We start from the raw sequence: 26,642 nt of genomic DNA, 5'->3' as shown, positions 1-26,642 counted from the left end.
GCCACCATGGCGTGAGTCCAGCAGGATGGGGAATCAGCATCGAAAGCAATTGGCTCGCAAAATGTTCTAGCCACGGGGGTTCGAATGTCGACTACCGTTCTGCCGACCGGCACGGTGACGTTGCTGATGGCCGATATCGAGGGGTCCACCCGGTCGTGGGAGGTGCAGCCAGAAGCGATGGCGGCCGCCATGTCGGGCCTGGACCGTTCACTGTCCGAACTCGTCGACGCCCATCGCGGAGTGTGCCCGACGGCGCAGGGCGAGGGTGACAGCTTCGTCATCGCCTTCACCCGCGCCAGCGACGCGGTGGCATGCGCGCTCGCGCTGCAGCAGGAGGTGCTGGCGCCCATCCGCTTGCGGATAGGTCTGCACAGCGGGGAGATCCAGCTGCGCGACCAAGGCAATTACATGGGACAGACGATCAACCGCGCCGCCCGGCTGCGTGATATCGCGGTGGGTGGGCAAACGCTGATGTCCGGAACGACGTCCGACCTCGCGTGTGAGTCGCTGCCCGACGACGCCTGGCTGATCGACCTGGGCCGCCATCCGCTGCGCGACATCGCCCGCCTAGAGCGGGTGTCGCAACTGTGCCATCCCAGCCTGAGCATCAACGTCCCGCCACTGCGCACCGACCGAGACGACGTACTCCACTGGCGCCCAGTTCAATTGACCTCCTTCGTGGGCAGATCGTGCGAACTCGTGGAGATCGCGAAGCTCTTGGCGGAGTGCCGGCTGCTCACCCTCACCGGCGCCGGCGGCGTCGGCAAGACGCGGCTCGCCGTGGAGGCGGCCGATCACGCGGCGGAGCTGTTCGAGGACGGGGTCCGGTGCGTGGAGCTTGCCGTGGTGACGGACCCGGACATGGTGCCGCAAGCCGTGGCACAGGCACTCGGGTTGTCCGATCCGCGCGGCCGCTGCGCCACCCCGGATATGTTGACGCGCACCATCGGTGACCGGCGCCTGCTCTTGGTCGTGGACAACTGTGAACACCTGCTGGACGCCGGCGCGGCTCTGGTCGGGGAGATCCTGCGGTCCTGCCCGAACGTCACCGTGCTGGCCACCAGCAGGGAGCCACTGGCGGTCGGCGGCGAGCAGGTGTGGCGGGTGCCGTCGATGTCGCTCGATGACGATGCGATCGCACTGTTCACCGAACGCGCGCAGCGCGCTCGCGCCGAGTTCGTCCTCGACACCCACGCCACCGAGGTGGTGCGGGAGATCTGTCGTCGCCTCGATGGCATGCCCTTGGCCATCGAACTCGCGGCGTCGCGGGTTCGCGCGCTCACGCTGGATGAGATCATCGGCAGCCTGCACGACCGGTTCCGCCTGCTGACCGGCGGCTGCCGCACGGTCGCACGCCGCCAGCAGACCCTGAAGGCTTGTATCGACTGGTCCTACACGCTGCTCAACGAACACGAGAAGGCTGTTCTGCGGCGGGTTTCGGTGGTTCCGGGCGGATTCGATATGCACACCGCCCGCACGGTCGCCGTCGGTGGGGACGTGTGTGCCTTCCAGGTGGTCGACCTGCTCATGTCGCTGGTCGACAAATCGCTGCTGTCGGCCGAAACCCGTTGCGGGCGAACGCGCTACCGCCTCTCCGAGACGATGCGCCAGTACGCCCGGGATCGGCATGCGGAGACGGGGGAGCCGGACCTGCTCGGGGTGTCGCCGCTCAGGTGTTGACGCGGAACCGCTTGACCCGCGCCGTCGCGCCCGACACCAACTCCAGGCTGCTGCGCGGCACGCCCAGATGTGCCGCGAGCAGCTTGGTCACCGCCGCATTGGCTTTTCCGTCCACCGCGCGTTCGGCGACGTAGATGGTCAGCTCACCCTCGGCGTCGACCTCGACGAGCGGGCCCTTGCGGCTTCCCGGCTTGACCAGGACGGTGATCACTGGTTACCGCGCGACGATCACCGAGGAGCCGTGTCCGAACAGCCCTTGGTTGGCGGTCACGCCGACCTTGGCCCCTTCGACCTGCCTGCCGATGGCTTGGCCCTTGAGCTGCCAGTTCAGCTCGCATACCTGCGCGATGGCCTGAGCGGGGATGGCCTCACCGAAGGAGGCCAGACCGCCGGAGGCGTTGACCGGCACCCGGCCGCCGAGGGTGGTGGCACCGCTGCGCAGGAGTGCCTCGGCTTCGCCTCTGGCACACAGGCCCAGGTGTTCGTACCAGTCCAGTTCCAGTGCGGTGGACAGGTCGTACACCTCGGCCAGGTCCACGTCGCTGGGGCCTATCCCGGCTTCGGCGTAGGCGGCATCGAGGATCTGGTCCTTGAACACGCGTTCCGGTGCGGCGACCACGGCCGTCGAGTCGGTGGCGATATCGGGCAGTTCGGGCAGGTGCTGGGGGTAGCGCGGGGTGACGGTGCTGATCGCGCGGACCGAGGGGACACCGGCGACCGAGCCGAGGTGTTTTTCGGCGAAGCTCTTGCTGGCCACGATCAGTGCGGCCGCGCCGTCGGAGGTGGCGCAGATGTCGAGCAGGCGCAGGGGGTCGGCGACGACCGGGCTGGCGAGCACATCCTCGACGGTGGCTTCCTTACGGAAGCGGGCATTCGGGTTGCTCAGGCCGTGTTTGGCGTTCTTCACCTTGACCTGGGCGAAGTCCTCCAAAGTGGCGCCGTAGAGGTCCATCCGGCGCCGGGCCAGCAGCGCGAAGTACACCGGGTTGGAGGCGCCGATCAGGTGGAACCGCTGCCAGTCGGGGTCGTTCTTGCGCTCACCGCCGACCGGGGCGAACGCACCCTTGGGGGTGGTGTCGGCGCCGATCACGAGTGCGACATCGCAGAATCCGGCCAGGATGTGGGCGCGGGCGCTCTGCAGGGCTTGGGAGCCGCTGGCGCAGGCGGCGTAGCTGGAGGAGACGGGCACCCCGTTCCAGCCCAACTTCTGCGCGAACGTCGAGCCGGCGATGAAGCCGGGGTAGCCGTTGCGGATGGTGTCCGCGCCGGCGACCATCTGGATCTGACGCCAGTCCAGGCCGGCTTCGGCCAGCGCGGCGCGGGCCGCGACGACGCCGTACTCGGTGAAGTCGTGGCCCCATTTACCCCACGGGTGCATACCGGCGCCGAGGATGTACACGGGTTCCGGGGTCATGCGATTCTCCAGGCGTGGGTGATCCGTTCGACGCCTTCGGCGTCGGTGAACAGGACCATGGTGGTCAATTCCATCTCCATACCGACCTTCAGGTCGGCGGCCAGGGTGCCCTCGACCACTTTGCCCAGCACGATGAGGCCCTCATCGGCGAGTTCCACCGCGGCAATCGCGAACGGCTCGAACGGATCGGTGGCCGGGTACGGCGCCGGCGGTGCGTAGCGGTTCTCGGTGTAGCTCCAGACCTTGCCGCGCCGCGACAGCGGAACCTGCTCGAGCACGTCGCTGTCGCACGCCGGGTTGGGGCAGTTGTTGGCCCGCGGCGGGAAGACGTAGGTGGCGCACTGCGGGCACGTGGCCCCGATCAGGTGAGTGGCACCGGAGTCGTCGGTGGCGAACCACCCTTCGACGGCGGGCTCCGAGGATGCTGCTGGCACGAGCGTCAGACTACCCAGTTCGGGCGCAAAACTGAAACGTGTTGCAGTTCTGTTCGGGGTTCGATGCACCCAGGGGCCCGCTTCGTCGAATTGGGATCGGTAGCGATCGCGGCGGCGTGTACTGACCGGGAACAGCGTTTCGCGGCGAGAACGCCCGGGGCCCGGCCGAAGGGGAGCACCACGATGGGATTTTTCGACAAAGCCAAGGAAAAGGCGAAGGAAGCCGCCGCCGCCGCGCAGCAGGGCTGGGCTCAGCAGCAAGACGGCAGGGTGCACGTGCAGAATGCCGGACCGGTCGACCCGGCCATCTTCGGTGGGCCGTCCACCAAGTCGGTCGCAGCCGACGATCCGATTTGGGCCCCCATCAACGGGATCTCGCTTCAGGATTACGCCGACCTCGCGCGGGACGCGCAGGCGCGTGGGATCAAAGACGAAGCGGGCATGATCGCCCTGTCCGGGGAACGCGGCTGGGATCCGGCCGACACCAAGGCCGCGCTCGACGGCTGGGTGCAGCGGATGGGGCAGTCGATGGCCGTCGGTCAGCAGTTCCGCACGTTGCTCGGCTACTGACCTGGGCTAGTTGCGCGCCACCTCCAGCAGGATCCGCACCAGATCGTCGTGGTTGTCCCGCATCAGGTTGTGCGCGCCGTCCAGAGAATGCGTCCGCCACGTGGGGTCCGCACGTAAGCGCTCGAAGGTCGGTGCGAACGGCGACTCCGTCGGCCACCGTTGCGCGTAGACGAATTCGCGCCTGCGGAAGCCCGACAAGTCACCTTCCAGGCGTACCGGCTGCATCAGGGAGGCCAGGGGATGCGCAGTCGCGCGCTCGTCGAAGAACGGCAGCGGGGGCACACCGTATCCGCTGGCATCCACGGCGGTGTACCACTGGTGCTGTTCGTCATTCGTCAGCGTCCAGCAGGATTCGCCGTCGCGCGGTACGAACGCGTCGAGGAATACCAGTGAATCGATCTGTGCGGCAGCGCGATCCGCCACCGCCGTGATCACCATGCCGCCGTAGCTGTGCCCGACCAGGACCGCATCGGACACCCGATGCGCGGTGAGTTCGGCCAGCACGTCGCTGATATGGGTTTCCAGGTTCACACCGGCGTGCAGGAGGTGTGCCCGTTCTGCGACACCGGTCAGTGTGGGTGTCAGCACCCGGTGGCCCTGCTCGCGCAGGGCTCCCGCCAGGTCGTCGAAGCACCAGCCGCCATGACATGCGCCGGGGATCAGTACGAAGGTGGTCATCGGGAACTCCTGTCTGCGAAAGTCTTTCGCCGATAGTCCGCCGTCACCCGGGCCAGATCGTCCGGTGAGCTGCGGTACATCTCGCGGTTGGCGTGTATCACGGCGGCGGTCTCCGGGAGCCGGCGCGCCTCATAGCCGGCGAGGCCATGTCCGAGGGTGAGCGCATCGGCCAGCGCGCGGGCATCGAGGATTGCCTGTGAGCCCCCGTTGGCGCCCACCGGATACATCGGGTGCGCGGCGTCACCGAGTAAGGTCACCCGGCGGGTGCCCCAGTGCGGCAACGGATCACGATCCACCATCGGATAGTGGAACACGGCATCGGAGGCGGTCACCAGCTTCTCGGTGTCCAGCCAGTCCAGCCGCCAGCCGCTCATCAGGGACGCCACCTCGGTGGGGTCGGCAAGGCTGTTCCAGCCGGTTCCCCCGGGCAGTGTCGCGGAGTCCGATTCGGCGACTTGCAGCACCCAGTTCACCAGTCCGCCGCCGATCGGATAGGTGATCAGCTCGACCCCGTCGGGGCCTTTGACGATCGCCATGGTGCGGGCGTCCAGGAACGCCGGCATGCGCGCCGCCCCGCGGAACATCCGCGCTCCCGACCACCGCATCGGATCCGGACCGGGGTGCAACCGGGAGCGCACCGCCGAATGGATCCCGTCGGCGCCGATCAGGATGTCCGCGCCGAGTTCGCCGGCTTCCGTGTACACCGTGACACCGTCGGCAGATTCGGTGAAGCCGGCCACGGCCGCTCCGGTGCGCACCGCTTCCGGGCCCAGCCGGTCGACGACCGCGGCCAGCAGCAGCATCTGCAACCGTCCGCGGTGCACCGAGCACTGCGGGTAGCCGTAGCCGCCCTCAATGCCCCGGGGTTCCCGGAAGAGCAGCGTGCCGTCGTGGGTGTAGAAGTCGATGGCGGCCGGGGTGGCCGCGATGGCACGCAGTTCGTCGCCGAGTCCGAGTTCGTGAAGCTCGCGCACCGCGTGGGGGAGCAGATTGATGCCGACGCCGAGGGCGCGCAGCTCGGCGGCCGACTCGAGGAGGGTCGCGTGGATGCCGTGCGAGTGCAGGGCCAGTGCCGTGCTGAGCCCTCCGAATTCCTGCGCCTGCGATGAGGATATCCATCTCTCAAGGGTGCGCGGACCTGGTGCTATTCGTCCAATACCATCTCGCTACAGAAACTATAATCATTGCTTATGGAACTTCGGCAGCTGGAGTATTTCGTCGCGGTTGTCGAGGAGGCCAACTTCACCAGGGCTGCGCAGCGGATGCTGGTCGCGCAGCCGGCCGTCAGCGCCCAGATCGCCCGGCTGGAACGCGAGCTCGGGCAGACGCTGCTGGATCGGTCCCGCCGGGAGGTCCGACCGACCGCTGCGGGGGCCGCGGTGCTGCCCTTCGCCCGCGCCGCCCTGCGTGCGGTCCGCGAGGCGCGCACCGCCGTGGACGAGCTGACCCAGCTTGTCCACGGCGTCGTCACGATCGGCACCGTCACCTCGCACAATGTCGACATGCCGCGACTGCTCGCCGACTATCACCGGGCCCATCCCGGGGTGGAGATCCTGCTGTCCACCGACACGTCGGATGCGGTGATCGACGGCGTGCGTACCGGTCGCCTGGATGTGGCGATCGCGTCGGTCGGTGCGGACGAGACACCCGACGGGCTGGCGGTCCTGCCCACCACCGAGGAAGCTCTCGTCGCCCTGGTGAGCGCCGACGACCCGTGGGCCCGGCGCCGCGAGGTCGGCTTGGCGGCCTTGGCGGACCGGCCCCTGATCTCGCTGCCGAGGGGTGCGGGCATCCGGCGCCAGTTCGACCGCGCCTGCGCGGCGGCGGGGGTGACGCCCCGGGTGGCATTCGAGGCGGCCACCCCCGAGGCGCTGGCGGATCTGGCCGCCCGCGGGCTGGGTGTGGCGATCGTGCCCCACTCGCTGGCGCGGGCCCGCGGCGATGTGCACGCCATGGCGATCGTGCCGCAGCTCCGCGGGCGCCTGGTGTTGACCTGGCGGGCCGAGGGTCCGGTCAGCCCGGCGGCCCGGGCCCTCGTGCAGATGGCCCGGGAACAGCTGCGCGTCGGTGGCGGTGAATAGAGTGAACGCCGTGAGCTCAACCGCGACGGACACCAAACCCACCTTGATGCTGCTGGACGGCAACTCACTGGCGTTCCGCGCGTTCTATGCGCTGCCCGCCGAGAACTTCAAGACCCAGGGCGGGCTCACCACCAACGCCGTGTACGGGTTCACCGCGATGCTGATCAACCTGCTGCGCGATGAGCAGCCCAGCCACGTGGCCGCCGCGTTCGATGTGTCGCGCCAGACCTTCCGTAAGGAGAAGTACCCGGAGTACAAAGAGGGCCGCTCGGCGACCCCCGACGAGTTCCGGGGGCAGATCGACATCACCAAAGAGGTGCTGAACGCGCTCGGCATCACGGTGCTGGCCGAGGAAGGTTTCGAGGCCGACGACATCATCGCGACCCTGGCCACCCAGGCCCAGGATGCCGGCTACCGGGTGCTGGTGGTCACCGGAGACCGGGACTCGCTGCAGTTGGTCAGCGAGGACGTCACGGTGCTCTACCCCGTCAAGGGTGTCAGCGAGCTGACCCGGTTCACCCCGGATGCCGTCCAGGCCAAGTACGGTCTCACGCCCGCCCAGTACCCCGACTTCGCCGCATTGCGGGGCGACCCGAGCGATAACCTGCCCGGCATCCCCGGGGTGGGCGAGAAGACCGCCACCAAGTGGATCGTCGAGCACGGCTCCCTGCAGACGCTTGTCGACAATGTCGACCAGGTCAAGGGCAAAGTCGGTGATGCGTTGCGGGCCAATCTGTCCCACGTCATCCTCAACCGTGAACTGACCGAACTGGTCAAGAATGTGCCGCTGCCGCACACGCCCGACACCTTGCGGATGCTGCCGTGGGACCGCGACCACATCCACCGCCTGTTCGACGACCTGGAATTCCGGGTGCTGCGCGACCGGTTGTTCGACACCCTCGCATCGGCCGATCCCGAGGTCGATCAGGGCTTCGATGTCCGCGGGGGTGCGCTGGTGCCGGGTGAGCTCGCGGCCTGGCTGTCCGAGCACAGTCTCGGCGATCGGTTCGGCCTGGCGGTGGTCGGCACGCATAAGGCCTTCGACTCGGACGCGACGGCACTGGCCATCGTGGCCAACGACGGCGACGGGCGCTATATCGACACCACCACGCTGCACCCCGACGACGAGGCTGCCCTGGCTTCGTGGCTCGCCGACCCCGGCCCGCCCAAGGCGCTACACGAGGCCAAACTGGCCATGCACGACCTGGCGGGGCGCGGCTGGAAGCTCGCCGGCGTCACCTCCGACACCGCGCTGGCGGCCTATCTGGTGCGGCCCGGCCAGCGCAGCTTCTCACTCGATGATCTGTCGTTGCGGTATTTGAAGCGCGAGCTGCGCGCGGAAGACACTGGACAGCAGCAACTTTCGCTGCTCGACGACAATGACGGTGTCGACGAACAGGCGGTCCAGGCCGTGCTGCTGCGGGCGGGCGCGGTGATGGACCTCGCCGACGCGCTCGATGAGGAGCTGGCCCGCATCGACTCGTCGTCGCTGCTGGACCGGATGGAATTACCGGTGCAGCGGGTGCTGGCGGAGTTGGAGTCCACCGGCATCGCCGTCGACACCGCCCATCTGCAGGAGCTGCAGAGTGAGTTCGGCGACCAGATCCGCAACGCCGCCGAGGCCGCCTACGGCGTCATCGGCAAGCAGATCAATCTCGGCTCGCCCAAACAGCTGCAGGTCGTCCTGTTCGACGAGCTGGAGATGCCGAAGACCAAGAAGACCAAGACCGGCTACACCACCGACGCCGACGCGCTGCAGACGCTCTTCGACAAGACCGGTCACCCTTTCCTGCAGCACCTGCTGGCCCACCGGGACGCCACCCGGCTGAAGGTCACCGTCGACGGCCTATTGGCAGCGACGGCCGCGGACGGCCGGATTCACACCACGTTCAACCAGACCATCGCGGCGACGGGCCGGCTCTCCTCGACCGAACCCAACCTGCAGAACATCCCGATCCGCACCGAGGCCGGCCGGCGCATCCGCGACGGTTTCGTCGTGGGCGCAGGCTATGCCGAGCTGATGACCGCCGACTACAGCCAGATCGAGATGCGCATCATGGCGCACCTGTCCCGCGACGAGGGCCTCATCGAGGCGTTCAACACCGGCGAGGACCTGCACTCGTTCGTGGCGTCCCGAGCGTTCGACGTGCCGATCGGCGAGGTCAACCCCGAGCTGCGGCGCCGGGTGAAGGCGATGTCCTACGGCTTGGCCTACGGGCTGAGCGCCTACGGTCTGTCGGCCCAGCTGAAGATCAGCACCGAAGAGGCCAAGAATCAGATGGAGCAGTACTTCGACCGCTTCGGCGGGATCCGGGACTACCTGCGCGACGTCGTCGACCAGGCCCGCAAAGACGGTTACACCTCAACGGTTCTCGGCCGCCGTCGGTACCTGCCCGAACTGGACAGCAGCAACCGCAACGTCCGCGAGGCCGCCGAACGGGCCGCGCTCAACGCCCCGATCCAGGGCAGCGCCGCCGACATCATCAAGGTGGCGATGATCAACGTCGACGAGGCGATCAAATCCGCCGGCCTGCGCTCCCGGATGCTGCTGCAGGTGCACGACGAGTTGCTGTTCGAGGTGGCCGAGGGGGAGCGCGACACTCTCGAAGCGCTGGTGCGCGAGCACATGGGTAATGCCTACCCGCTCGATGTGCCGCTGGAGGTGTCGGTCGGGTACGGGCGCAGTTGGGACACCGCGGCGCACTAGCGCCGCGCGTCGGCCCAGCGGCGCACTAGCGACGCATTGGTCAGTGCACCCGGTAGTGCGTCAGCCAACCCAGCGCCGGCGCGGAAGCCCGCGCGGCATGCACCCAGTAGGCCTCCTCGTGGAGCAGCGCCTGCACCCTGGCATCGCCGAACCCGCGGTCGATCCGATCCCGGACGAAGGCCAGCTCGACCACCTGGGCCGCGAAGTCCCGTACCGCCTTGCCGTCCTGCTTGCCGCTGTGCCGGGTGACTTCGGCGATGGCCTGCTTGCGGGTGCGGATCGAGCCCAGCCAGCTCGCCTCGTTCGCGGTGATCAGCCCTGCGGACACCATCCCGGGCAACTTCTCGGCGACGATCCGCTGCTCCCGCTTGCGGCTGTACACGCCCAGCGCGATCGCCAGCGTGAAGATCGGCACCATCCACAGCGCGTACACCGCGAAGTACGTCCCGATACCCAGCAGGGATGAGCCGTTCCACAACATATGCATGAGGACGGCGGCGACGTAGCCGAGGCCGATACACGCCACTTTGGCGATCGCGGTGCGCTGTTTGAGGGCGAAGTACACACCGATACCGGTGAACGTGGTGAACAGCGAATGCGCGAACGGGGCCATCACCAGGCGTAACGCGGCGGTCAGCAGCGATCCCGCGACCGATTCGCCGTTGGCGATGTAGAGGATGTCTTCCAGCCACGCGAAACCCGCGCCCACCAGCCCGGCGTACACCAGGCAGTCGGTCAGCGAGTTGAGCTCGTTGCGGCGCCGCCCGGTCATCATGACCAGCAGGAACAGGCCTTTGGCTGCCTCTTCGATGAGTGGCGCACGGATCGCGGTGGATTCGAAGCCCTCCGGCAGGCCCGCGACGGGGGCGAATGCCGAGTCGAACCACAGCTCGACGATCAGCGACACCACGATCGCCAGCGACGCACCCCAGATGAAGGCCAGGTGCAGCAGTCGCGGTGGCTCCGGTTCCCAGCGGTCCAGCCACAGGTAACTCAGCACCACGACGGCGATGGCCACCGTGGACAGCGCGAATCCGATCGCGGCGCCGACCGGATTGGTCAGCGTGAGCAGGATGATCAACAGCCCGGTCACGGCGCCCAGGCCGATCAACACGGCCAGCGGCGCACCGACTTTGCGGGCCCGGCGGGGCCAAGGCGGCACGGGCGGGTGGTGAAGGTGAGGCGGCTGCGCTGCGGGATGCACGACAGCAGGTTAACCGGGTTTGGCCTGCGTGCACCCGGTCTAGTACCCTTTGAACGTACCTGTGTGTCCTGTGGGTTCGGCGGATGCGGCGGGTACGCAAAAAATAATCGTTCTGTCCCTTCTAGTAAACCTGTCCGGAGCAACCCACCACATGCCAAGTCCCTCCATCACCTCGCCGCAAGTAGCCATCAACGACATTGGCTCGGCCGAGGACTTTCTCGCCGCGATCGACAAGACCATCAAGTACTTCAACGATGGCGACATCGTCGAAGGGACCATCGTCAAGGTGGACCGCGATGAGGTTCTGCTCGACATCGGCTACAAGACCGAAGGTGTCATTCCTTCTCGCGAACTTTCCATCAAGCACGACGTCGACCCCAATGAGGTCGTTTCCGTGGGTGATGAGGTCGAAGCCCTCGTTCTCACCAAGGAGGACAAGGAAGGCCGCCTGATCCTGTCCAAGAAGCGGGCTCAGTACGAGCGCGCTTGGGGCACCATCGAGGAGCTCAAGGAGAAGGACGAGGCCGTCAAGGGCACCGTCATCGAGGTCGTCAAGGGCGGCCTGATCCTCGACATCGGCCTGCGTGGCTTCCTGCCCGCCTCCCTGGTCGAAATGCGTCGTGTCCGCGATCTGCAGCCGTACATCGGCAAGGAGATCGAGGCCAAGATCATCGAGCTGGACAAGAACCGTAACAATGTGGTGCTGAGCCGCCGCGCCTGGCTGGAGCAGACCCAGTCCGAGGTGCGCAGCGAGTTCCTCAACCAGCTCACCAAGGGCGCCATCCGCAAGGGTGTCGTGTCCTCGATCGTCAACTTCGGCGCGTTCGTCGACCTCGGCGGCGTCGACGGCCTGGTGCACGTCTCCGAGCTGTCCTGGAAGCACATCGATCACCCGTCCGAGGTCGTCACCGTGGGCGACGAGGTCACCGTCGAGGTCCTCGACGTCGACATGGATCGCGAGCGGGTTTCGCTGTCGCTCAAGGCGACTCAGGAAGATCCGTGGCGCCACTTCGCCCGTACGCACGCCATCGGCCAGATCGTGCCGGGCAAGGTCACCAAGCTGGTGCCGTTCGGTGCGTTCGTCCGCGTCGAAGAGGGCATCGAGGGTCTGGTGCACATCTCGGAGCTGTCCGAGCGCCACGTCGAGGTCCCGGACCAGGTGGTCCAGGTCGGCGACGACGCGATGGTCAAGGTCATCGACATCGACCTGGAGCGTCGCCGGATCTCGCTGAGCCTCAAGCAGGCCAACGAGGACTACACCGAGGAGTTCGACCCCTCGAAGTACGGTATGGCCGACAGCTACGACGAGCAGGGGAACTACATCTTCCCCGAGGGCTTCGATGCCGACACCAACGAGTGGCTCGACGGCTTCGACAAGCAGCGCACCGAGTGGGAAGCCCGGTACGCCGAGGCCGAGCGCCGGCACAAGATGCACACCGCGCAGATGGAGAAGTTCGCGGCCGCCGAGGCCGAGGAGGCGGCACGTCCGTCCACCTCGAGCAGCTCGTCGCGCTCGGAGGAATCCACCGGTGGCTCGCTGGCCAGCGACGCTCAGCTCGCCGCGCTTCGTGAGAAGCTCGCGGGCAACGCGTAACAGATCGTCTGAGAAGAACTCCCCGGCTCACCTCGAGCCGGGGAGTTTTTTCGTTGCGGCACATGCACGTATCGCTTCTTGACAATCATTTTCAACAACTGTTTGACTCGCCGGCATGTCGACGACGAAGCGAGTTCTTGCCGTGCTGTCCGTGTCCGTGCTCACCGCCGGCTGCGGCGCGTCCGGCACCGACGCCGTATCCAGCGAGGCGGCGACCACCACAGCCACGGCGGTCAAGCCGACCGAACAAGCCTCACCCACACCGCGTCTGGCGTTGAGCTATGACGGCGGCCTGCTGGTGCTGGACGCCGAATCGCTGCAGCAGATCGCCGATATCCCGGTCGACGGTTTCGTCCGGCTGAACTCGGCCGCCAACGGCCGCCACGTCCTGGTCTCGCAGTCCGACGGTTTCGCCGTTCTGGACATGGGCACCTGGACCGCCCGCCACGGCGACCACGGGCATCACTACACGGCACCTCCCGCGCTGACGGATATCCGCTTCGGCGGTGCCGAGCCTGGCCATGTGGTCGCGCATGACGGCATGCTCACCCTGTTCAGCGACGGCACCGGAGCCGTCGACGTGGTGGACCCGGCGAAACTGCTCAAGGGGGACACCGCTGCGCGCAGCGCCACCGTGACCGCGCCGCATCACGGCGTCGCCGTGGCACGCGCCGACGGCTCCACCGTGGTCAGTGTCGGAGACAGTGAAACCCGTTCCGGCGCTGTCATTCTCGACGGCACCGGTGTCCCCGTCGCCACCAATGAGACCTGCCCGGGGCTACACGGCGAGGCGGCCGCCGCCGGCGGGACGCTGACCTTCGGCTGCCAGGACGGCATCCTCATCGTGCGGGGCAACGATATCCGCAAGGTGGCCAGCCCCGACCCCTATGGCCGTATCGGCAACCAGGCCGGCAGCGACGTGTCACCGGTGGTGCTCGGCGACTACAAGACCGACCCGGACGCCGACCTCGAGCGGCCACGCCGGTTCACCCTCACCGACACCGCGACCGGGGCCCTGCGGGTGGTGCCCATCGACGCCAGCTACAGCTTCCGGTCCCTGGACCGCGGACCCAAGGGCGAGGCGGTCATCCTGGGCACCGACGGGCACCTGCACGTCTTCGATCCGGTGACGGCGCAGCGCACCGCGCACCTCGCCGCCATCGACGCCTGGGCAGAGCCCGACGAGTGGCAGTCGCCCATGCCCAATCTGCACATCCAGGACGGTGTCGCCTACGTCAGTGACCCGGCAGCCCAGCGTCTGGTGGCGATCGACCTGTCCGACGGTGCGACGGTGGCGCAGACGCAGGTGGCCCATCCAACGGTGGAGTTGACCGGCGTCGGCGGCTGAGCCCCGATCGCGCCCTGACAGACTGGGGCGGTGCTAAGGATTGGATTGACCGGGGGAATCGGTGCCGGCAAGTCGACGGTGTCCTCGACATTCAGTGAACTCGGCGGGATCGTCGTGGACGGCGACGTCATCGCCCGGGAGGTCGTCGAACCGGGCACCGACGGACTGGCGCGGCTGGTCGAGGCGTTCGGCGAGGACATTCTGCAACCGGACGGCGCGCTGAACCGGCCCGCCCTGGCGGCGGTGGCGTTCAGCGACGACGAGAAGCGCCAAACCCTGAATGGCATCGTGCATCCGCTGGTGGCGCACCGCCGCTCCGAACTGATCGCCGCCGCCTCCGAAGACGCCGTGATCGTCGAGGACATCCCGCTGTTGGTGGAGTCCCAGATGGCGCCGATGTTCCCGCTGGTGATCGTGGTGAACGCCGACCCTGAACTCCGCGTCGCACGGCTCATCGAGTACCGCGGTTTCACCGAGGCCGACGCACGGGCCCGGATCGCCGCCCAGGCCACCGAGGAGCAGCGCCGGGCCGTCGCCGATGTGTGGCTGGACAACTCCGGGTCGTCGGGCGAGTTGGTCGAAAAGGCAAGGGGGCTTTGGTATGAGCGCATCCTGCCGTTCGCGCACAACCTGAAGGCCGGCTCACCCGCAGCCCGCGACCACGCCGTCGTGCCCTATGACCCCACCTGGCCGGAGCAGGCGCAGCGGATCACGGCCCGGCTGCGCACGGCGTGTGGACACCGGGCGGTGCGGATCGATCACATCGGCTCCACCGCGGTACCGGGGATGGACGGCAAGGACGTGATCGACGTCCAGATCACCATCGCCGCGCCGGAAGTGGCCGATGAACTGATCGAACCACTACTGGCAGCCGGTTATCCGCAGGTCGCGTCGGTTACCGCGGACACCGCGCATTCCGATGATCCCGCGTTGTGGCACAAGCGGTTTCACGTCTCCGCGGACCCCGGGCGACCCACCAATGTGCACATCCGGGTGCAGGGCCGTCCCAACCAGCAGTTCGCGCTGCTGTTCGTGGACTGGCTCAAGGCCAACCCCGGGGTGCGGGCCGACTACCTGGCGGCCAAGCGTGCCGCGCAGGCCACCGCCGACTACGCACACGCCAAGGAGCCGTGGTTCCTGGACAACTACCGGCGGGCCCGGCTGTGGGCCGACAGCACCGGCTGGCGGTCCTGACCCGGGCCTATTCGGGCGGAGCCGGGACCGTCGTGGGTGTCGGCGCCGGGAGCTGACCGGCGGCCGGGACGTCCAGCGGCGCACCGCACTGCAGCGTGCCGTACAGCGGATCGTCTTTGACGCGGAACACCCGCGGCGCGATGAACTGATCGGCCTGCGCGACGGTCTGGTCGTCGACCAGGATCTCGCAGTGCAGATTGGACCCGTACGGCCACTGGATGGTCAGCTCCATCCCGGCCAGCTTCGGATCCGACATCACGGTGTTGATCTCGAACGTCTGCCCGGGCAGCAGCGTCGGCTGCTCACTGTTGATGTTGTGGTCGTCGGCCTTGTAGGCCACGGTCGCGCCGCGTGACGTGCCGTCGGCCCTGGCCTTGTAGGTGATGTTGTGCAGCAGCCCGGGGGCCGCGGCCGGGTCCGTCGCCTGCGTGGGAATCGGGGACGGCGGTGCGGGCTCCGGGTCGGCGGCCGCGACGGCCGGTATCAGCTGCCCTGCACACAGCAATGCGGCCGAGAGGGCCGCCGCCAGTCCTGCGCGCCTGGTAACACTCATAACGCCAGACATTACGCCCGCCAGGTCAGCGGCATATCTCGACCGGTCAGCCAGCGCTCCAGGTCGTAATCGTGGCGGGCCAGTGCGTCCACCGCCGTCAGCGCGGTCCGGATGGCCTGCTCGGCGGCGTGCGCGTCCAGCAGTCCGTGCGCGACGGCGGCCACCAACTCGTCGATATCCGCCACGGCGGCGTCCTTGCCGGTGCGCACCACGACATCCAGGTAGTGGTCCTCGGCCTCCCAGACATCCGCACCGGCGGTGTACCGGCCGACATCGAGGTAGAAGTCCTGGTCGCGCTCGAAGCCCGCGTTGAAGTGGAAGATCGTCGCCCGCAGCCCGAGGGCCGGCAGCAGCCAGGACTCCAGATAGTGGAACTGTGCCCGGCCGGGCGTGGGCCGGGCCATGTAGAGACCCCACGGCTGCACCGTGTAGACGTCCACCGCCCGGACGATTCCCTTGGGATCGGTGTTGGTGCGGGCGAGTAGGTCGAAGATCTCGCGTTTGGGCGGGTGGATGGCCTGCACCGCGTCACGGTAACCCAGCGCGGCTCAGGTGGGGAATGAAGTTGTCGGTGTTCGCGCTTAACCTGGTGACCATGGCTTTCGCTACCGAACATCCCGTACTGGCGCATTCGGAGTACCGGCCTGCCGCCGACGCCGTGGATGGCATCGTGCGCGCCGGCGGTGCGTTCGAGGTGGTCAGCGAGTACCAGCCGGCCGGTGACCAGCCGGCCGCCATCGACGACCTGGAGCGCAGAGTCAGGGCGGGGGAGCGTGACGTCGTTCTGCTCGGCGCCACCGGTACCGGCAAATCGGCGACCACGGCGTGGCTCATCGAACGGCTGCAGCGGCCCACCCTGGTGATGGCGCCGAACAAGACCCTGGCCGCCCAGCTGGCCAATGAACTGCGGGAGATGTTGCCGCACAATGCTGTCGAGTACTTCGTGTCGTACTACGACTACTACCAGCCCGAAGCGTATATCGCGCAGACGGACACCTACATCGAGAAGGACAGTTCGATCAACGACGATGTCGAGCGGCTGCGGCACTCGGCGACGTCGAGCCTGCTCTCGCGCCGCGATGTGGTCGTGGTCGCCTCGGTGTCCTGCATCTACGGCCTGGGTACCCCGCAGTCCTATCTGGACCGCTCGGTGGAGCTCAAGGTCGGCGACGACGTGCCCCGCGACGGCCTGCTGCGGCTGCTGGTGGACGTCCAGTACGACCGCAACGACATCGCGTTCACCCGCGGCTCCTTCCGGGTCCGCGGCGACACCGTCGAGATCATCCCGGCTTACGAGGAACTCGCGATCCGCATCGAGTTCTTCGGCGACGAGGTCGAAGCGCTGTACTACCTGCACCCGCTGACCGGTGACGTGGTGCGCCAGGTCGACTCGGTCCGTATCTTCCCCGCCACTCACTACGTGGCGGGCCCGGATCGGATGGCCACCGCGATCTCCAGCATCGAGGCCGAACTCGAGGACCGGCTGGCCGAACTGGAGGGCCAGGGCAAGCTGCTGGAGGCCCAGCGGCTGCGCATGCGCACCAACTACGACCTGGAGATGATGAAGCAGGTCGGTTTCTGCTCCGGCATCGAGAATTACTCCCGCCACATCGACGGCCGCGGCGCCGGAACGGCGCCGGCCACGCTGATCGACTATTTCCCGGAGGACTTCCTGCTGGTCATCGACGAATCGCACGTCACGGTGCCGCAGATCGGCGGCATGTACGAGGGCGATATGTCGCGTAAGCGCAATCTGGTGGACTTCGGGTTCCGGCTGCCCTCGGCCGTCGACAACCGCCCGCTGACGTGGGAGGAGTTCGCCGAACGCATCGGCCAGACGGTCTACCTGTCGGCGACGCCGGGCAACTACGAGATGGCGCAGGCCGGTGGTGAGTTCGTCGAGCAGGTCATCCGCCCGACCGGGCTGGTCGATCCGCAGGTGCACGTCAAGCCCACCAAGGGCCAGATCGACGATCTGATCGGCGAGATCCGGCTGCGCACCGAACGCGATGAGCGGGTGCTGGTCACCACGCTGACCAAGAAGATGGCCGAGGATCTCACCGACTATCTGCTGGAGATGGGCATCCGGGTGCGGTACCTGCACTCCGAGGTGGACACGTTGCGCCGGGTCGAACTGTTGCGACAGCTGCGTCTCGGCGAGTACGACGTGCTGGTGGGTATCAACCTGCTCCGCGAGGGTCTGGACCTGCCCGAGGTGTCGCTGGTGGCCATCCTCGACGCCGACAAGGAAGGGTTCCTGCGGTCCCCGCGCAGCCTCATCCAGACCATCGGCCGGGCGGCGCGCAACGTGTCCGGCGAGGTGCACATGTACGCCGACAAGATCACCGACTCGATGAAGCAGGCGATCGAGGAGACCGAGCGGCGCCGGGCCAAGCAGATCGCCTACAACGAGGCCCACGGGATCGATCCGCAGCCACTGCGCAAGAAGATCGCCGACATCCTCGACCAGGTGTACCGCGAAGCCGATGACACCGAGTCGGTGCAGGTCGGCGGATCGGGCCGCAACGCCTCCCGTGGGCGCCGCGCGCAGGGCGAACCCGGGCGCGCCGTCAGCGCGGGCATCATCGAGGGCCGCGACACCGCGAATATGCCGCGGGCCGAGCTGGCCGACCTGATCAAGGACCTCACCGAGCAGATGATGACGGCGGCCCGGGATCTGCAGTTCGAGTTGGCCGCGCGTATCCGCGACGAGATTCAGGATCTGAAGAAGGAGTTGCGCGGGATGGACGCGGCCGGGCTGAAATGAGTCTCCCTTGACCTCAACCGTGGTTGAGCATCTAGCGTCTTCCCGGTGACCGAGACACACGCCGAATCCGTGACCGCAGGCAGCTGGCGGGAGCTCCTCGGCCCGAAAAACCTTGGTGCGTCGACGGTTCTGGCCGGCGGTGTCGCACTGTATGCGACCAATGAATTCCTCACCATCAGCCTGTTGCCGAGCGCCGTCGCCGAGATCGGCGGGCACCGGTTCTATGCCTGGGTGACGACGGTCTACCTGGTGGCCTCGGTCGTCGCCGCGACGACCGTCGGTGCGGTGCTCAGCCGCCTTGGGCCCCGTTGGTCGTATCTGTCCGGGCTGGCGGTGTTCGGCACCGGCAGCCTGTTGTGCGCCACCGCGCCGACCATGGAACTGCTGCTGGTGGGCCGCACCGTGCAGGGCGCGGCGGGTGGCCTGCTGGCCGGCCTGGGCTACGCCGTCATCAATGCGGCTCTGCCGCAGTCGTTGTGGGTGCGCGCATCGGCGCTCGTGTCGGCGATGTGGGGCGTGGGTACGCTGCTCGGACCGGCCGGCGGTGGACTGTTCGCCCAGTTCGGTTCGTGGCGTTGGGCATTCGGGGTGCTGGTGATCCTGACCGTGGCGATGGCCGTGTTGGTGCCCCTGGCGCTGCCCGGCCGTGCGCCGGCGGACAAGCCGGCCGAGGCGGGTGCACTCCGGATCCCGGTCTGGTCGCTGCTGCTGCTCGGCACGGCCGCCCTGGCGATCAGCGTGGCCGGTATCCCTCGTGATCCGGTGCTCACCTCGGTCCTGCTGGTCGCGGGACTGGGTCTGGTCGCGGCGTTCCTCGTGGTGGACAGACGGCTCGCCGGGACGGCACGAGCGTCGGTGTTGCCGCCCACGGCATTCCGGCCCGGGCCGCTGAAATGGATCTACCTGACCCTGGGGCTGTTGATGGCGGCGACCATGGTCGACATGTACGTGCCGCTGTTCGGGCAGCGGCTGGCTCACCTCGAACCGTTGGTGGCGGGGTTCCTCGGGGTCACGCTGGCCGTCGGATGGACGACGGGGGAGATCACCAGCGCGTCGGTGGAGCGCAGGCAGGCGGTCACCCGCATCGTGGCCGTCGCGCCGCTGGTGATGGCGATCGGCCTCGGATCCGTCGCGCTGAGTGTGCGGGCCGACGCGTCCGCCGCGGTCACGATCGGCTGGGCGGCAGCGCTGGTGGTCACCGGCACGGGGATCGGGATGGCCTGGCCGCATCTGTCGGCGTGGGCGATGGGCTCGGTGGACGACGCGGCCGAAGGAGCAACGGCGGCCGCGGCGATCAACACGGTTCAGCTGATCTGCGGGGCCTTCGGCGCGGGGCTGGCCGGTGTCATCGTCAACGCCAACCCGAACGACGACGCCGCGGCGGCGCGGTGGATGTTCGCGGTGTTCGCCGCGCTGGCGGCGCTCACCGCGGTGGCTTCATACCGGGCCACCAGAGCCGGTGTTCAGTCGGGATCTTCGTCGAGCTGACGGATTGCCGTCACCCCGGGAATGCCGGCCAACAGCAGGGGCGCCTGGGTGACACCGTTACCGGCCAGCGTGAGCATCGCGCCGGCCAGATGGGCGGGTGCGTCCAGCGGCTTCCCGCCGGGGTCGGCGGCCAACTCCGTGAGCTGCCACTGGCGCCGGTCGCAGGCCGCCAGCAGTTGGGTCATCACCCCGCGATCCTCCTCGTAGGTGATGTGCATGCGGACCGTCCCCGCCAGTCGGGCGGCCAGCCGGCGCGCCAGCGGCATGAACCCGACGATGATCAGGAAGTGGATGGCGGTCACCGTGACGGCCAGCAGCAGCAGCCCCGCACCCGCGGCCATACCGATGGCGGCGGACTCCCAGACCGCCGCGGCTGTGGTCAAACCGTGGACGGCCCCGCGCCGGGTGATGATGATGCCGGCGCCCAGAAAGCCGATGCCCGAGACGATCTGGGCCGCGACCCGGGACGGGTCGACCATCACGGTTCCGGCGACCAGCACATCGGTGAAGCCGTACTTACTGATCAGCATGATCAACGCGGCGGCGGTGCCGACGATGGTCTGGGTGCGCAGGCCGGCGGCCTTGCCCTGGATCTCGCGTTCCAAGCCGATCAGCGCGGTCAAGCCGAATGCGGCGAACAATTCGACGATCTGGCGGGTGCCCTGGCCGGGACCGCCGAACAGTGGGGGATCGGCCAGCCACTCAATCATGCGAACAACCTAAACCGTGTGTGGCCTGCCGTGATGAGTTTCGGTGCCCGGGCGGGTCGGTACTGGGACACGACTCACAGGAGGTCGAACCGATGTCATTGAGCACCGTCTATCCCGACGTGGTGTCCCGCGAGCAGTGGCTCGCGGCGCGAAAGAAGCTGCTGGCACGCGAACGCGAGGCCACCCACCTGCGTGATGCGGTGAACGCCGAGCGGCGCAGGCTGCCGATGGTGTTGGTCGACAAGGAGTACCGCTTCGACGGCCCGTACGGCGAGGTCCGCCTCCTTGACTTGTTCGAGGGACGGCAACAGCTCTACATCCATCACTTCATGTGGCTCGACGATATCGACCAGGGCTGCCCCAGCTGCACCGCCGCCGCCGACCTGACGTTCACCGAATCAGACCGGGCTCTGCTGACCGCGAAAGGGGTGACGTTCGTCTGCGTGTCGCGGGCGCCGTACGCCAGCATCGCCCGCTACCGCGACGCCCACAGGTGGACCTTCCCCTGGTACTCCTCGCGCGACGGGGACTTCACCTACGACCTCGGCGTCACGCTCGACCCGGAACGTGCTGTGGTGCAGTACAACTACAAATCGCTCGACGAACTGCGCGCCGACGGCTGGACCGACCGTGACCTGCGCGGCGACTGGCCCGGGGCGAGCGTCTTCCTGCGCCGCGGTGACGCGGTGTTCCACACGTATTCGACGTACGCCCGCGGGCTGGACCACACCGCGGTCGGGTATCCGTTCCTGGATCTCACCCCGTTCGGCCGGCAGGAACCCTGGGAGGATTCCCCGCCGGGCTGGCCGCAGAGCGGACTGGCCGCGGGTATGCCGCACGAATAGTGATCACGGTGAGCGCAACGGTTGGCGCAGGTCGGCTCCAGTGGCAATGTTGCTGGCGCTGCGGGTGTGGCTGAGTGGCTAGGCACCGGCCTGCAAAGCCGTTTACACGGGTTCGAATCCCGTCACTCGCTCCAGCGAAAAAGCCCCGGTAGGGGCTTTTTCTTTGTCCGGAAGTGCCGATCTACCAGCCCTTATCGGCCCGGTCTCGTTTCGGGCCGCAACTGGCCGCTGCGGACTCCGGCGGGCTAAAGCGGACTACGGCGAGAAAAAGCGGGACCACAAGGCTGGAGAGATGCTGCTGTGGGATGCGGCTCAGCTGTTCCTAGAATCCCGCCACCACCTCAAGCCGCGCACGATGGTCGGATATCGCGAGACGCTCGCAGCCGCCGACGAGCGCCGACGTGACATGCGTGAGCTTGGCATTGATGCGACCTTCGGTGGCTATCCGCTGAACCAGATCACCAGTGAAGGCATCTCGGACTGGTCTTCAGATCCGCGATGTGGCTCAACCCGCACCTTCCTTGAACCCGAACGCTTGGGCGAAGCCTGGTGCTCAATGTGGAGCGCACTGTCTAGCGGATCGACGGCGAGTTGGGATACGCGACGCCAAAGACCACAAACTCATGACGGCGGGTCCCGCTGACTGCTGTGGCGACTGCGTTGCTGCGCGACTATCTGGAGATTCACCCGCGCCGGAATGAGCCGACCGCACCGTTGTTCCCGAGGCTACGTCTGACCGTTCCGCGTCCGACTGGCGTGAAGAACGAGGACGGCCCGAGCGAGATTCTGCATGTGCCGGGAATTGAACCACGATCAGTATTGGGTGCTGACGTGCGCAAAATCGACTTGAGTTCGTCGGCAAAGCACGTCAATTACGCCGAAATCCCCAGCTGAACGCGGCATGTGTTGATCTCATCAACACATGCCTTGGGTGGCCCTCGTGTTTGCCACCTTCGACCAATTACTCCCGACTGGGGGATCTTGCACACATTGGGGCCAGCGTTCTCGCCGCCTGCGCAGGACATCGCATTAGTCGATCCCCTCGGACTCCCGCGCCGGTCATGACGGCCTTCTCCGCAATCACGTCTCACGCCGTGCAAGAGTGTCAATCTATGGCGACGTTCAAGGCGGCGGGGGTTAAGGGCCCGATGCCGCCAGATGAGTTCGAAGGGCAGCTCGCAAACCACGGTGACATGTTCGTTTCGCAAGCTGGCGCAATTCGTGATCTCCGCCAGTTCGCTACAGATGCCGACGAAAGACGGCTCGACGTCGAAACAGCCCGCGAAGGTCTGTCGCAATCTCAGCGCGCGGCTGTTCGGGAAGGTATGGTCTCGGTTGCCACCGCCCTTAAGAGCGCAGCTGATGCGGCCGACGCGGGTGAATCGAAAGAATTTTCGGTCAACTTCGATCCCGGCGATCCGGCGGTCGAGCGTGCAATCGGTCGCATGTTCGTTAGAACGTTCCATCAGTTCCGGATGCCCTCCCGGAAACTCCTGTTAAAACGGGCCGTTCTCCTACTTGCGGTAAGTGATTTCGAACTTCTGGTCGGCGAAGTCATGCGAGCGGTCTTGCTGGATCAGCCGGGCAAGGCAGGTTTGGGTGATGCGTCCATATCATTGACGGAGCTCGAACAGATCGCCAATGTAGAAGAAGCCAAGCGTGTAATCGTGGACCGCAAGGTCGATGACCTACTACGTAAAAGCATGGATGAGTGGGCCACGTGGTTCGACCGTATCGGCGTCAATCTAAAAGACATCCCAGACGAATGGCCGTCATTTATCGAGATATTTGCTCGCCGGAACGTCGTAGTGCATGCCGGCGGACGAGTCACCGAACAGTATTTGAGCGTTCTCCGTTCAGCTGGCCTGCGAGACACAGAGCTACCCGAGCTTGGCACGAATCTGAAGCTGGATGACACGTATCTAGACGCGTCTAGCGAACATCTTCTTTCCTGCGGTGTCTTGCTCGTGGCAGGCACGTGGCTTCAGCTCCGAAAACGTAATTCCAAAAAGGCGGAGCGATGGATTGTTTCTCGGACTGAACAATTACTCGAACTGGAGCATTTCCGCGCAGTTCGTACGATCTCCAGCACCGTCTTAGAGAGATCTCGCGGCAGGTTGCGTCGAGAGATTGAACTCGCGTTGCGGACTATGTCCTGGGTCGCCCGCCGTGAACTCGGAGACGTCGAGTCAGTTCAGAAAGAGGTGCGCGAGTGGGACTCGAGCGGAATCGATCTCAAGTACGCGCATGCGCGCGCGGTTCTACTTGATGACGACGATATGTCCGTACGGCAGATAAATGAACTCGTGGAGCGGAAAAGCCTTACAGCCGTGGAGTTAGTTGCGTCACCAATGTATCGTGACCTCATTGCGCGGCGCCGGGCGGATCTACTGCCAGACATTGCTGCTCATGGCCAACTCTCAATCGCCACATCGGCCATCAAGCCGAAAGATTCAGCAGGCGCTGGAGAGACGCTCGGCTCTCCAGCGGAGGCCTTTCCTTCTGACGAAGAATCTCGGGATCACGGCGCAGTCGATACTGAGCTGCACACGACCGACTGACGACAGTCGTGCCGACTTCTGGAAAGAGACGAGTTTCTGGCTTGCTGGAATGAGACGGCACCAACCCTGATCCGAGTGTAGAGCCCGCCGATGTTGATGCAGATGCAGATGCAGGTCGGGAATTATCTTCCTCAACCTGCATCTCTGGTGAAGCTGCCGAGAATTGAGCCCGCAATTTTGAGGCCTGAGCGCCGGCCAGTTACCTTATTGGGCAGGCCGAACAAGGCGACGCGGGCGGCGAAGTCAATCAGGACGACCGGAGCGACCGATAGATGACATCCCTGCGAGTCCTGTCTATCCCTCTTATCGCGATAATTCTCGCGTTGGGGAGTGCGGCGGCTGCAGAGTCCGAGCCGACGCCCATGTCGACTGTATCGCCGTCACCGACCGGTGAAACAGCCGCTGCGACAGTTCCTCCGGGGAGCGAGGCAACGACAACCCCGGCGCCGAGTCAGGTACCGCCGACTCAGGCGCCTCCGAGTTCAGATGACGGGTTGATTTCGCCGCCTCAGTCTCTACAGGACTGGGTGCAGCTTATTGGCGCGATCATCGGCATTGTGGCCGCAATTTTTGGTGTCGTGGGTTGGGTCTTGAGGCTGCGTCGCCCGGATCCCGCCGAGGAGGCAGCGGCCAGAGTGCGGCGCACGGAACAGAAACAGAAAGTCGTCAGCACGTTGGGTGCCGTGCTCATCGAAGCCGCTGAAGGCACATTCACGTACGACAAAAAGGCACCTGAATGGCGCTCGCGAGTTTGGCCGTACCGGGATCGACTGGCAGCGGCGATCAAGACCGCCGAACAGTCCTTGCCGCCTGGCGATGCTCGTGATCTTTCGCAGGTAGTGCTGCTTGCGCAGGCGCTCGAAGGCGGGTGGATGGCCTGTGTGCAAGGCGGTGACAAAGTCAACCCTGACGTGGCCTACCACGTCGGAGTAGCGCGCAAGGTGTTGGAGCCTTGTCAGTCGGCGATGCTGACCCTGGGGACACGAATGTTGTCGTGGGATGGAGTCGGCGAAATGCCCACGGTGACAGCGCCATCCGATCTTCCTCCGGGTGGGGTCGACAGCACTTTCGTTACGGCGTTGAGGGCGAGATACCTCGATCGGTTCGATTCCCATGGAGAGTTGCGCCCTACTCCTGGAAAACTAGTTCTCACCAAACACTCCGGGGTGAGATTCCTTCAGAGGGATGCCGGCGGTGACGAGACCCAGGCCCGCGAGTGAGGTGGCTAGTCGCAGTAATCTTCAGCACACTGGCTGCCACAGCGGTCGGCGTAGGTTTGATCCTGTGCCTGGTGGTCGTTACGAGGGAAAGCGCCGCCGAGACCGGAACGGCGCTGAGATGCGGGTCGGTGTTCAACCGAGATCAGGAGGCTCTCGACGAATACCGGCGTATGCAGGAAGGGAGTGAACTTGAAGCTGCCCCACAGGCGCTGAAAGCGGTTGCCCAGGGTGGCGCGAACGAAAAGTCCAGCGAGCCTGAGGATCTCGGCAAGCAATGCAAACAGGCGCTGTCGACGAGGCTCGCCTGGACGGTCGTTTTGTGGGTCGCCGCCCTACTCTTTGTGGTTGCGGCAGTGCTCGTTTGGCGCTGGAAACCAACGAGCGGAGCACACGCGAAGAAGGCCGCCGGGATCGTCTTCGCGGGTGCTCGTATGCCGGAGTGGATGCGGACGTGCCCGGACTGGGTGACAGTCTTCATCACTCTGCTGGCAGGATTCACTGGTCTTTTCACGAGCATCTACACGGACAACGCGCGCCTCTTGTGGTTCGCCATCACCGCCGGGCTCGTTCTTCTCGCGGGCGCCATCGCGATCGCTCGTGACGACGAGCGTAGGCGTCAAGAACAGTGGATCGACGCTGCTGAGGAAAACCACCGTAAGACTCTTCGCGAGCTTCTCGGCCGGAACTTAAATGGGTTGCTGGTGCTCGTAGCCGAAGCTGCCTCGACAGCAAACCTGACAGAACGAAAAAAGCTCGCGCACTCGGCCCGCGCAGCGATCCTCGCCGCCGCGGCCAACCTCGTCGGCCCAAAGTCACGGCACGGAACCCAAGCCCACCTATATAGATACGACGCCGAGCAGCAGACCCTCAGCCTCGAGCCCGGGGGGTCCTCGGGTGGTGAACCATGGGAGCGCGTGTTCGGCCCGGATCACCCCATTTACCAGGCAATGCTTGACCGCCAAGGTTTCTTCGCGGGTGAACCCAAGGACCTCCCAGGAGGCGGGGCCGGACTGGACTTCGAGACGTGCATCACGTACTCCATCCATGTCCCCAACCGAATCCACGGTGTGTTGGTTGTCGATTGCCCGCGAAAAGGCGATCTAGTGGAGGAGGACGACTTGCCGATGATGCTCGTTCTCACTCGATTGATGGCCGTCACGTACGAATGTGAAAAATATTCACGTCCTCGCATCTAGCGATTTTGTGGGTATCCTCAAAGTTGCGCGGATGGTGCCGCGCGTGAGCCAACAGGAGAAAACAATGACACGCCGCTCAAACCGTGTCTTTGACACTGTCGACCCAGAGGCGATCAAACTGCTGAAGTCTGATCCCGATGCCTACTTCAAGAACGCCCGCGTGCAGCCCTTCGGGTTCGCAGTCAGCGAAGAAGCGCACGAGCCGCGGCACGCAGCACGATAGTTACACGCTTTTTGGTTCCAGGTCAGGACTAATTCGGTCAGACCCCTGCCCTAGCGTCCGTCGTCATGGGCATCGACATCCTCTTCCATCCGTGGCGGACACCTGAACATCATCGTGATGATGTTCAGGTTGTCCTGCCGATACCGGCTCCCTGGCCGCGTCACGGGTCTGCAGG

24 protein-coding genes, 1 tRNA gene and 1 pseudogene are annotated in these 26,642 nt (G+C 66.1%); 17 read left to right on the top strand and 9 right to left on the bottom strand.

Annotation, left to right across the window (positions count from 1 at the left end; translation table 11 throughout):
• Window positions 1-84 precede the first annotated feature (84 nt).
• Window positions 85-1,680, top strand: a complete 1,596-nt coding sequence (locus H7J86_RS00715) for an ATP-binding protein (RefSeq protein WP_187095990.1) — start codon at window positions 85-87, stop codon at window positions 1,678-1,680.
• Here H7J86_RS00715 and H7J86_RS00710 read toward each other — a convergent pair.
• Genes H7J86_RS00710 through H7J86_RS00700 form a run of 3 tightly spaced genes read right to left on the bottom strand, consistent with a single transcriptional unit; the run spans window position 1,670 to window position 3,528 of the window.
• Complete coding sequence (locus tag H7J86_RS00710) at window positions 1,670-1,891, bottom strand: DUF167 domain-containing protein (RefSeq protein WP_267288737.1); 222 nt, start codon at window positions 1,889-1,891, stop codon at window positions 1,670-1,672. The two genes, H7J86_RS00715 and H7J86_RS00710, sit on opposite strands and share 11 nt — an antisense overlap.
• Before the next feature lie 3 nt (window positions 1,892-1,894).
• A complete protein-coding gene (locus tag H7J86_RS00705; protein ID WP_267288735.1) occupies window positions 1,895-3,094 on the bottom strand; it encodes a lipid-transfer protein in 1,200 nt (399 codons plus the stop codon).
• Window positions 3,091-3,528, bottom strand: a complete 438-nt coding sequence (locus H7J86_RS00700) for a Zn-ribbon domain-containing OB-fold protein (RefSeq protein WP_090364103.1) — start codon at window positions 3,526-3,528, stop codon at window positions 3,091-3,093. The genes H7J86_RS00705 and H7J86_RS00700 overlap by 4 nt, the downstream gene beginning before the upstream one ends.
• Before the next feature lie 183 nt (window positions 3,529-3,711).
• On the opposite strand from H7J86_RS00700, the gene H7J86_RS00695 reads away from it, so the two are divergent.
• Window positions 3,712-4,098 (top strand): hypothetical protein, encoded by a 387-nt coding sequence (locus tag H7J86_RS00695; RefSeq protein WP_267288733.1) that lies wholly within the window; start codon window positions 3,712-3,714, stop codon window positions 4,096-4,098.
• A gap of 6 nt (window positions 4,099-4,104) precedes the next feature.
• On the opposite strand, the gene H7J86_RS00690 is transcribed toward H7J86_RS00695, so the two are convergent.
• Both H7J86_RS00690 and H7J86_RS00685 read right to left on the bottom strand, forming a co-directional pair.
• On the bottom strand, window positions 4,105-4,776 hold the full coding sequence (locus tag H7J86_RS00690) for an alpha/beta fold hydrolase (RefSeq protein ID WP_267288731.1): 672 nt from the start codon (window positions 4,774-4,776) through the stop codon (window positions 4,105-4,107).
• Window positions 4,773-5,895 (bottom strand): annotated as a pseudogene (locus H7J86_RS00685) (FAD-dependent monooxygenase). Before H7J86_RS00685 ends, H7J86_RS00690 begins: the two are co-directional and overlap by 4 nt.
• Window positions 5,896-5,966: 71 nt before the next feature.
• On the opposite strand from H7J86_RS00685, the gene H7J86_RS00680 reads away from it, so the two are divergent.
• Entirely contained in the window at window positions 5,967-6,857 is an 891-nt protein-coding gene (locus tag H7J86_RS00680; protein ID WP_090364205.1) for a LysR family transcriptional regulator, read from the top strand.
• A 46-nt stretch (window positions 6,858-6,903) separates the two neighbouring features.
• Window positions 6,904-9,564: a DNA polymerase I gene (gene polA / locus H7J86_RS00675; protein WP_170847499.1), complete on the top strand. Its 2,661-nt coding sequence runs from the start codon at window positions 6,904-6,906 to the stop codon at window positions 9,562-9,564.
• A 40-nt stretch (window positions 9,565-9,604) separates the two neighbouring features.
• Here polA and H7J86_RS00670 read toward each other — a convergent pair whose 3' ends face one another.
• A complete protein-coding gene (locus H7J86_RS00670) occupies window positions 9,605-10,726 on the bottom strand; it encodes a PrsW family intramembrane metalloprotease (protein ID WP_372517198.1) in 1,122 nt (373 codons plus the stop codon).
• Window positions 10,727-10,919: 193 nt separating this feature from the next.
• On the opposite strand from H7J86_RS00670, the gene rpsA reads away from it, so the two are divergent.
• The 3 genes from rpsA to coaE all read left to right on the top strand — a co-directional run bounded on the left by rpsA (window position 10,920) and on the right by coaE (window position 14,904).
• On the top strand, window positions 10,920-12,362 hold the full coding sequence (gene rpsA / locus H7J86_RS00665) for a 30S ribosomal protein S1 (protein WP_090364112.1): 1,443 nt from the start codon (window positions 10,920-10,922) through the stop codon (window positions 12,360-12,362).
• A 115-nt stretch (window positions 12,363-12,477) separates the two neighbouring features.
• Window positions 12,478-13,710, top strand: coding sequence for a zinc metallochaperone AztD (aztD, locus tag H7J86_RS00660; protein ID WP_267288729.1), 1,233 nt, complete (start codon window positions 12,478-12,480; stop codon window positions 13,708-13,710).
• A 30-nt stretch (window positions 13,711-13,740) separates the two neighbouring features.
• On the top strand, window positions 13,741-14,904 hold the full coding sequence (coaE, locus tag H7J86_RS00655; RefSeq protein WP_267288727.1) for a dephospho-CoA kinase: 1,164 nt from the start codon (window positions 13,741-13,743) through the stop codon (window positions 14,902-14,904).
• 7 nt (window positions 14,905-14,911) lie between these two features.
• On the opposite strand, the gene H7J86_RS00650 is transcribed toward coaE, so the two are convergent.
• Both H7J86_RS00650 and H7J86_RS00645 read right to left on the bottom strand, forming a co-directional pair.
• Entirely contained in the window at window positions 14,912-15,457 is a 546-nt protein-coding gene (locus tag H7J86_RS00650; protein ID WP_267288725.1) for a hypothetical protein, read from the bottom strand.
• Window positions 15,458-15,468: 11 nt separating this feature from the next.
• Window positions 15,469-15,972 carry a ribonuclease FAU-1 family protein gene (locus tag H7J86_RS00645; protein ID WP_267288749.1) on the bottom strand — a complete coding sequence of 168 codons (504 nt, stop codon included), beginning with the start codon at window positions 15,970-15,972 and terminating at the stop codon, window positions 15,469-15,471.
• Window positions 15,973-16,052: 80 nt separating this feature from the next.
• Here H7J86_RS00645 and uvrB point away from each other — a divergent pair, with 80 nt between their 5' ends.
• Both uvrB and H7J86_RS00635 read left to right on the top strand, forming a co-directional pair.
• Window positions 16,053-18,224, top strand: coding sequence for an excinuclease ABC subunit UvrB (uvrB, locus tag H7J86_RS00640; RefSeq protein ID WP_090364208.1), 2,172 nt, complete (start codon window positions 16,053-16,055; stop codon window positions 18,222-18,224).
• Between the two features lie 45 nt (window positions 18,225-18,269).
• Window positions 18,270-19,712: an MFS transporter gene (locus H7J86_RS00635; RefSeq protein WP_267288723.1), complete on the top strand. Its 1,443-nt coding sequence runs from the start codon at window positions 18,270-18,272 to the stop codon at window positions 19,710-19,712.
• On the opposite strand, the gene H7J86_RS00630 is transcribed toward H7J86_RS00635, so the two are convergent.
• Window positions 19,688-20,422 (bottom strand): MgtC/SapB family protein, encoded by a 735-nt coding sequence (locus H7J86_RS00630; protein ID WP_090364120.1) that lies wholly within the window; start codon window positions 20,420-20,422, stop codon window positions 19,688-19,690. The two genes, H7J86_RS00635 and H7J86_RS00630, sit on opposite strands and share 25 nt — an antisense overlap.
• 92 nt (window positions 20,423-20,514) lie before the next feature.
• Between H7J86_RS00630 and H7J86_RS00625 the strand changes: the two genes are divergently transcribed.
• From H7J86_RS00625 to H7J86_RS00590, 8 genes are all read left to right on the top strand, one after another.
• Window positions 20,515-21,267: a DUF899 domain-containing protein gene (locus tag H7J86_RS00625; RefSeq protein ID WP_267288721.1), complete on the top strand. Its 753-nt coding sequence runs from the start codon at window positions 20,515-20,517 to the stop codon at window positions 21,265-21,267.
• Window positions 21,268-21,327: 60 nt separating this feature from the next.
• Window positions 21,328-21,401 (top strand) — tRNA-Cys (locus tag H7J86_RS00620).
• Window positions 21,402-21,559: 158 nt separating this feature from the next.
• Window positions 21,560-21,910, top strand: a complete 351-nt coding sequence (locus tag H7J86_RS00615; protein ID WP_267288719.1) for a hypothetical protein — start codon at window positions 21,560-21,562, stop codon at window positions 21,908-21,910.
• Window positions 21,911-21,915: 5 nt separating this feature from the next.
• Window positions 21,916-22,161, top strand: coding sequence for a hypothetical protein (locus H7J86_RS00610; RefSeq protein WP_267288717.1), 246 nt, complete (start codon window positions 21,916-21,918; stop codon window positions 22,159-22,161).
• Window positions 22,162-22,379: 218 nt separating this feature from the next.
• On the top strand, window positions 22,380-23,828 hold the full coding sequence (locus H7J86_RS00605; protein ID WP_267288715.1) for a hypothetical protein: 1,449 nt from the start codon (window positions 22,380-22,382) through the stop codon (window positions 23,826-23,828).
• Window positions 23,829-24,355: 527 nt separating this feature from the next.
• Window positions 24,356-25,048 carry a hypothetical protein gene (locus tag H7J86_RS00600; RefSeq protein WP_267288713.1) on the top strand — a complete coding sequence of 231 codons (693 nt, stop codon included), beginning with the start codon at window positions 24,356-24,358 and terminating at the stop codon, window positions 25,046-25,048.
• Between the two features lie 71 nt (window positions 25,049-25,119).
• Entirely contained in the window at window positions 25,120-26,244 is a 1,125-nt protein-coding gene (locus H7J86_RS00595; protein WP_267288711.1) for an MFS transporter, read from the top strand.
• Between the two features lie 43 nt (window positions 26,245-26,287).
• Window positions 26,288-26,467 (top strand): hypothetical protein, encoded by a 180-nt coding sequence (locus H7J86_RS00590; protein ID WP_267288709.1) that lies wholly within the window; start codon window positions 26,288-26,290, stop codon window positions 26,465-26,467.
• Window positions 26,468-26,642: the final 175 nt, after the last annotated feature.

The sequence above is a fragment of the Mycobacterium hackensackense genome, from assembly GCF_025822555.1.
GTDB lineage: Bacteria > Actinomycetota > Actinomycetes > Mycobacteriales > Mycobacteriaceae > Mycobacterium > Mycobacterium fluoranthenivorans.
The sequence above is the reverse complement of the archived record's forward strand: the minus strand, read 5'-3'. Positions and strand labels throughout refer to the sequence as shown.

Coding starts and splice junctions, on each gene's coding strand:
- H7J86_RS00715 (WP_187095990.1), top strand. CDS start 85: ATGTCGACTACCGTTCTGCCGACCGGCACGGTGACGTTGCTGATGGCC.
- H7J86_RS00705 (WP_267288735.1), bottom strand. CDS start 3,094: ATGACCCCGGAACCCGTGTACATCCTCGGCGCCGGTATGCACCCGTGG.
- H7J86_RS00695 (WP_267288733.1), top strand. CDS start 3,712: ATGGGATTTTTCGACAAAGCCAAGGAAAAGGCGAAGGAAGCCGCCGCC.
- H7J86_RS00690 (WP_267288731.1), bottom strand. CDS start 4,776: ATGACCACCTTCGTACTGATCCCCGGCGCATGTCATGGCGGCTGGTGC.
- H7J86_RS00680 (WP_090364205.1), top strand. CDS start 5,967: ATGGAACTTCGGCAGCTGGAGTATTTCGTCGCGGTTGTCGAGGAGGCC.
- polA (WP_170847499.1), top strand. CDS start 6,904: ATGCTGCTGGACGGCAACTCACTGGCGTTCCGCGCGTTCTATGCGCTG.
- rpsA (WP_090364112.1), top strand. CDS start 10,920: ATGCCAAGTCCCTCCATCACCTCGCCGCAAGTAGCCATCAACGACATT.
- aztD (WP_267288729.1), top strand. CDS start 12,478: ATGTCGACGACGAAGCGAGTTCTTGCCGTGCTGTCCGTGTCCGTGCTC.
- H7J86_RS00650 (WP_267288725.1), bottom strand. CDS start 15,457: ATGAGTGTTACCAGGCGCGCAGGACTGGCGGCGGCCCTCTCGGCCGCA.
- uvrB (WP_090364208.1), top strand. CDS start 16,053: ATGGCTTTCGCTACCGAACATCCCGTACTGGCGCATTCGGAGTACCGG.
- H7J86_RS00630 (WP_090364120.1), bottom strand. CDS start 20,422: ATGATTGAGTGGCTGGCCGATCCCCCACTGTTCGGCGGTCCCGGCCAG.
- H7J86_RS00625 (WP_267288721.1), top strand. CDS start 20,515: ATGTCATTGAGCACCGTCTATCCCGACGTGGTGTCCCGCGAGCAGTGG.
- H7J86_RS00615 (WP_267288719.1), top strand. CDS start 21,560: ATGCTGCTGTGGGATGCGGCTCAGCTGTTCCTAGAATCCCGCCACCAC.
- H7J86_RS00605 (WP_267288715.1), top strand. CDS start 22,380: ATGGCGACGTTCAAGGCGGCGGGGGTTAAGGGCCCGATGCCGCCAGAT.